The 6,780-nt window shown below is 50.9% G+C and carries 6 protein-coding genes; all 6 read right to left on the minus strand.

Translation table 11 applies throughout. The features are described 5' to 3' along the window. Positions 1-22: 22 nt before the first annotated feature. The gene (locus tag IRJ25_RS14865) at positions 23-1,171 is read right to left on the minus strand and encodes a mannitol-1-phosphate 5-dehydrogenase (protein WP_264093249.1); all 1,149 of its coding nucleotides are present in this window, start codon (positions 1,169-1,171) and stop codon (positions 23-25) included. Continuing rightward, positions 1,172-1,603, minus strand: coding sequence for a PTS sugar transporter subunit IIA (locus IRJ25_RS14870; protein ID WP_026824364.1), 432 nt, complete (start codon positions 1,601-1,603; stop codon positions 1,172-1,174). Between the two features lie 47 nt (positions 1,604-1,650). Continuing rightward, the gene (locus IRJ25_RS14875) at positions 1,651-3,072 is read right to left on the minus strand and encodes a PTS mannitol transporter subunit IICB (RefSeq protein WP_196431520.1); all 1,422 of its coding nucleotides are present in this window, start codon (positions 3,070-3,072) and stop codon (positions 1,651-1,653) included. 167 nt (positions 3,073-3,239) lie between these two features. Beyond that, positions 3,240-5,270 carry a BglG family transcription antiterminator gene (locus IRJ25_RS14880; RefSeq protein WP_159563467.1) on the minus strand — a complete coding sequence of 677 codons (2,031 nt, stop codon included), beginning with the start codon at positions 5,268-5,270 and terminating at the stop codon, positions 3,240-3,242. After that, positions 5,260-5,529: a hypothetical protein gene (locus IRJ25_RS14885; protein WP_074034712.1), complete on the minus strand. Its 270-nt coding sequence runs from the start codon at positions 5,527-5,529 to the stop codon at positions 5,260-5,262. Before IRJ25_RS14885 ends, IRJ25_RS14880 begins: the two co-directional genes overlap by 11 nt. 144 nt (positions 5,530-5,673) lie before the next feature. Further along, positions 5,674-6,780 (minus strand): glutamine--fructose-6-phosphate transaminase (isomerizing) (gene glmS, locus IRJ25_RS14890; RefSeq protein WP_269318577.1); only part of this gene is annotated, 1,107 nt, incomplete at its 5' end.

Raw genomic sequence — 6,780 nt, forward strand, 5'->3', positions numbered from 1 at the left:
AATAGACAGGAGCGATTTTTAGTTACGACACGCGTTCTTTTTCTTCTTCCCGAATCAAATGATATTGATCGAGAATCAACTGGGTCAACGTGTCCCCTTCATGAAGATGAAGGTATTTTTCAATCGTTGACGAGATGCCGTGTTCTTCGATCGACAAGTTCAGCTCCGACGATTCCGAGTCCTCCGGGTTGTAGTAATGAAGGGCTGCTGCAATCCCGTAAGCGAGTTCGTTTGGCTCGATGCCGTTATCCATCAATTCGCGTGCCGGCTTGACGAGACGGTCGCTCGGTCCAAGTTTACGAATCGGCGAACGCGCCACGCGCGACACTTCGTCCTTCAATTTCGGGTTTTCAAAGCGCTTGATGATTTTTTGAATGTATTGGCTATGCTCTTTCGCCTCGAATCCATATTTCTCAAGCAATAACCAACCTGTTTCATATAAAGCGCCTTGGACGACTTGACGCACACGGCGATCCTTCAATGCCTCGTCAATCGTCGCCTTCCCGAACAACGAGCCAATATAAGAGGCGATGGCATGTCCCGTATTGACCGTGAATAATTTCCGTTCGATATACGGTCCGATTTCTTCAACCCATGTCACACCTTGAATCGGTGGTTGTTCGTTGAGCCCTTGTGTCTCGATGACCCATTCATGGAACGTCTCGACTTCCACGTAAAGTGGATCCTCATGTTGTTGTAGTGGGACGATGCGGTCGACAGCCGCGTTCGGGAAGAAGACATTCGCCTCCCCGACACCGCCACACGCCTCTACTTCTTGACGAAGAATCGCACTCCCACCAATCATGTTCTCACATGCAATGACATAAACCGGGGCGTCTTCGACTTCACGAGCACGAAGTCCTTCGCTAATCAACGGTGCCACTTTTGAGAGGAGTGACGGTCCGACAGCCGTCGTCACGAGATCTGCTTCTGCAATCAATTCCACGACACGAGCCGGTTCTTTTAAACTGTTGACACCGCGAACACGGTCGACAATGATACGATCGACGCCGTCTTCTGCGAATCCGACCTCATAATGACGTTTTACCTCAAGCGCTTCGATGACCGTGTCATTGATGTCGACAAACGTCACCTCGTAACCGCTTTGATTGAGCAATAATCCGATAAATCCTCGTCCAATGTTCCCTGCACCAAAATGAACAGCTTTCATTTACGCCACCTCTTCCATAAAGAGCGCCAAGATTTCTTCTTTCGTTTTCGCCTGAACAAGACGCTCCACATTGCTTTCGTCCGAGCAGAGAATCGCGATTTGCGAAAGGAGCTCTAAATGTTCATCATTCACACCTGCAATTCCGATGACGAGTTTAGCCGTTTGACCTCCGAAGTCGACACCGTCTGGTACTTGCAGGAACGAGATCCCCGTCTTCTGAACCGCTGATTTCGCTGCTTCTGTACCGTGTGGAATGGCGACGTGGTTTCCGATATAGACGTTGGCGATCGCTTGACGTTCATGCATCGCTTCTACATACTCCGGCGTCACACAGCCGGCGTCTTGTAGGACGGCTCCGGCTGCTGTGATCGCTTCCTCTGTCGTTGCGAATGTTTGGTTAAGTCGAATCATCTCTGTTTGAATGAATGGCATTTTGATTTCCTCCTAATGGCTAAACCGTATCTCTATCTGTTCTGAGTTCAAGAAATTTTGCTGCGTTCCGCTTTAATTTCTTCTACCAATTGGTCGTAGTAATCGGCGTTCAAGAAGTTCGTGACCGAACGATGAATCGCATTCGGTGCTTGCGCTTCCGCACGCTCCGTCAAATCTTCGTGTGTGATGACGAACTGAGCATCTTTCGGCAAGTTGCTGATGGACGTGTTCGTCACTTTGATTGGCAAGTTCGCTTTGTTGACCTTGTTCCGGAGAACCGATGCTCCCATGGCACTCGATCCCATTCCAGCGTCACAAGCGAAGATGATATGGTCGACTTTATCAAGACGATCTGTCACGAGAGCCGATGCGTAAGACTGTTTGCCTTTCATCGCACTCACGTTTTGTGTCGCTTCTTCGAGTGATACTTCCTCTGCTGCGCTCGATTTCAAGATGACACTCGCCACAGCGAACGTGACCGCTGCTGACAAGAGAATCCCTGCCACGAGTCCGAGATATGAACCGCGTGATGCCATCGCGAGAATGGCGAAGATACTACCTGGTGAAGCCGGTGCGACGAGACCGACATCAAAGAGTACGAACGTGAAGATCCCTGTTGCGCCCCCTGCGATCATCGCAAGGATCAAGACTGGCTTCATCAACACATATGGGAAGTAAATCTCGTGAATCCCACCAAGGAAATGAATGATGGCTGCACCCGGTGCCGTACGTTTCGCTGCACCTTTAGCAAAGAACATGTATGCGAGAAGTAATCCAAGACCTGGTCCTGGGTTAGCTTCAAGTAAGAAGAGAACTGACTTTCCAGCGTCTGCGACTTGATCGACACCAAGCGGGCTCAAGATCCCGTGGTTGATGGCGTTGTTCAAGAAGAGAACTTTTGCTGGTTCGATGAACAGACTCGCAATCGGAAGCAATTTCGCGCCGACGATCCAGTCAACACCTGCCGCCATGACTTTATCGAGGGCACTCATGATCGGACCGAAGATTTCAAATCCTCCAAGCATGAGAAGACCACCGATGATTCCAACTGAGAAGTTGTTGACGAGCATTTCAAATCCCGCTTTAACTTTGCCTTCAAGGGCACGGTCGACTTGGCGGATGACATAACCACCGAGTGGACCCATGATCATCGCACCGAGGAACATCGGAATGTCGGTACCGACGATGACCCCCATCGTGGCGAGTGCCCCGACGACACCGCCTCGTACGTCATGAAGTAATTTACCACCAGTGAAACCGATGAGTAATGGTAAGAGATACGTGATGGTTGGACCAACGAGTTCTGCTAATTTTTCGTTTGGCCACCATCCTGTTGGAATGAAGAGTGCTGTGATAATCCCCCAGGCAATGAAGGCGCCGATGTTCGGCATGACCATCCCACTGAGGAAACTACCGAACCGTTGTACTTTGACTCGGACCCCGCCCGAGCTTGCTTGCGTATTCGCCATGTATAAAACCTCCAGTCGTTTAAATGTGAAAGGTTGAATGTGTAGTGTAGCTAACCGGTTTGTGCTCTACACCTGTATTGTATGCCTGGAGTAAGCGCTTTCTCAATTCAATCCAGTTCACACTTTGGCAACATTTTGTGCCAAACAAAAAAATGACCATGGTTCGGTCATTTTTCATACAATGTTTCATGAATCATTTTCTTCATGCATTCGTGCAGGAGTAAACGAAGATCTTCTTTCGTTCCCGTGCTATAAAGACGCATATGCTCCTCGCTCTCAATGAGCGACCCGCTGATCGCACTTAGGAACTGAAGCTCGACGTCACGTGCTTCTTCCGGTGCAAGCAAGACAAGGAGACGTGTCACGGGTTCGGTCGACTGATCCATCATGAGGAGTGGGATCGATGTCGTTAAATCAAACGCAAACACACTCGCCTTCTCAATCGAGGCATGTCGTCCGTGGAATAACGCCAGTTTCGTACCCGGCACACCAAGGCCCGCGACCTCGTGACGACGAAGCAGTTGGGCAGAGAGCTGAATCCCGCTTTGTACGAGGTCACGTTCTTCTAAATGTGTACCGATATCAAGCAAGATATCTTCTAAACGGTCCGTATTATTGAGCGTGACCAAATCGAACTGGTCATCCATCCGCTCGAACGTCTCGACCAATTCCCCGAGTTCTGCGAAATCAAGCATCGTTGACCGCGGCTTCGTTGCGAGTGTCTGAAAGGATTGCGGTAATGACAGTAAGAGATGGCGGACGCGTTGCACTTCTTCACTCGTCAAAAGCGGGTTGACGATTAACGTTGGTACCGATAGCGGTGGTAACGGTACCGTCGACAAGATGACATCATATTCTTCCAATCGGTGCTGTTCGAGTCCGAAAAGTGATGAGTTGACGACGTCTTGCATCTCTGGGAACTCTTGGCGTACCCGATTGACGAGCATCTTCGACGAACCGAGTCCGGCCGAACAGATGACGAGCGCCCGATATTCGCGGCGGCGCACCGGTTTGACGAGTGCTGCCGCAAAGTGCATCGCCCAAAAAACCGTCTCTTCTTCGGAGAACGTATTCGTCCCAAAGACGATGTCGGCGGCCTGTTGAATCGCCGAACGAAGTCCCGGATAGTCGCGGTCGATGTGGGGCTTGACCGTACTCGTCTCTGGTAGCGCCTGCGTATTCATACTCGAGAGGATGTGAGCAAGCAGTCCTCGTTCGAGAGCCGCGTCATCCGTAAAGGTGAACCCGTAGATGAGCGAGACGTGATGAATCAGTTTATGCACCCGAATCTGCATGATCCAGCGTTCTTCCTCGTCTTCTTTCATTTGATCTTTAATTGAGCGCAGACGATTCGCCTCTTCCGCGAACCAGACGCGTTCCGCCATCGAGTAAGTGATACCGAGAGCCGCTTCCATATCGGTGGCGACTTTCAGATAGTCCTCGGACCGTCCTTTCGTATACATCTCTAAAAAGAATCCAGACGCTAACCGCTCTTGTTGCACGCCGTAAGCGAACGTGACTCGCATGATGGTGCGGTCGTCCATCCGCTCAAACGAACGGGATTTCAAATAATCATAACCGTCCCGAAGACCTTCAAGCATCTCCTCGCATGGTACCGTCTTCAAAAAAGCAGGAATGTAGTCGTCTTCTCCACGGACGAAGCGATAAAATGCGAGCGTGTCCCAGTGGGCAAGCAGAGCGTTGATGAGTAGCTTACGCTTCTCGGACTCATAACCGAGCACTCTAGCCCCAACACCTTTTTTCCGTTCAACTTCTAAATGATACTCTTCGAACCATCTGTCCAATTTCTCTAAGTCTTGCGTCAACGTGCTCGGCGAAACGTGCATCTGTTTAGCGACCGCCTGCAATTTGAGTGTATCGTTCTCAAACAAGAGACGCCACGCCAGTTCAAATAAGCGGTCCTCGCTCGTGGGGATCGCTTCTGCAGATAAGATGAGATCTTCTCGTAACTGTTGTTTCGCAGCTGGTTTGCCAACCAGGCTCAGTCCATGACCGCGTTGCCAAGCGAGTTCAAGTTCGAACTCTTTTAAGATGCCTTCAAGTAATTGTCGTTCTCGTTGAATCGTGCGCTCAGACAAATTCACCGCCTGCGCGATTTCGGCGAGCGGTGTCGATGTCTCAGTTGCCAATAAGTGTAGTAAAATCGACCGCTCTCGCGCGGTCCACTCATGTCTCATGCTCATCCATCCATTCTTCGACAAGTAGTCGGTATTCCTCGAGCGACAGGAGTTGTCGGACTGACCGGACACGTGCGGTTGGATGGGTGACCGGGGTCGCCCCTTCCTGATAGAGAATCAAATCCACCTCATTCGGGATGTTTTGAATCGTTCCGTGCGTGATCGTACAAGACAAGCGCCCCTCGCTTGCCTGCGCGAATAACTTCGCCGCCATCGCACTTGTCACAAACCCGCTATGGCAAGCAATGTATACGTTCATGTCAGCCCTTCTTTCGTCGCTTATCTTTATCTAATCATAAGTTGGAACCGCTTACTTCTCCTACTATTTTGCTTGTTGGCAAAGATATCGGCAAGCAGTAAAAAGCACCTCTCCTGAAGAAAGGTGCCTTACACTATGTTCAGTTTATTCCACTGTCACCGATTTCGCCAAGTTCCGTGGCTTGTCCACGTCACATCCACGAGCGAGTGCCGCGTAATATGCCATCAACTGAACCGGCAACACGTTGATGAGCGGTGCCAAGAGTGGCTCGACATGTGGCAAGATGAAGTCATCGTTCTCATGTTCCACACCCTGCATAGAAATGATACAAGCGTTCGCGCCACGGGCGACGACCTCTTTGACATTTCCACGAATATTCAAGTTCGTCTTCGGTTGTGAGATGAGCGCGATGATCGGTGTCCCGTCTTCGATCAAGGCGATCGACCCGTGCTTCAGTTCCCCACCTGGGTACCCTTCCGCTTGGATATACGAAATCTCTTTTACTTTGAGCGCTCCTTCGAGACAGACAGAAGCGTCAAGCCCACGACCGATGAAGAACGTATTCGGTGTCGTTTTCAAATAACGTTCAGCGAGGTCTTCGAACAATTCTTTTTGCGCCATGATCGAGTCCATGATGGTCGCGACACGGGCAAGCTCTGGCATCAGGTCGAACGGTAATTCTTTCCCTGTCGCACGGGCGATGTCGTACGCGAGAATCGCGAGGACGGCAATCTGTGCCGTGTATGCTTTTGTCGACGCGACCGCGATCTCTGGTCCGGCGTGGAGGAGCATCGTCTCGTTCGCTTCGCGTGAGAGCGTTGAACCCGGTACATTCGTCATGGTGAGCGCTTTGTATCCGCGTTTCTTCACTTCGACGAGCACGGCACGGCTGTCCGCCGTCTCACCGGATTGTGATAAGAAGACGAACAACGGACGTTCACTTAGGAGGGGCATATTGTAACCAAATTCAGAAGAAACGTGCACTTCTGTTGGAATGCCGGCGATGCGCTCTAAAATGTCTTTTCCGACGAGTCCGGCGTTATAGCTCGTCCCACATGCGACGATATAGACGCGGTCCGCTTCCGAGACAAGTTCACGCACGCCTTCTGCGAGTTCGATGTCACCGTTCTCGTTCTGGTAGTGCTGGATGATGTTGCGGATGACGGCCGGCTGCTCGTCCATCTCTTTCAACATGTAGTGCGCGTACGTGCCCTTCTCGATGTCTGACGCATCGATCTCGGCCGTGTATGG

Source organism: Exiguobacterium sp. KJ 601 (genome assembly GCF_027161185.1).
GTDB lineage: Bacteria > Bacillota > Bacilli > Exiguobacteriales > Exiguobacteriaceae > Exiguobacterium > Exiguobacterium profundum.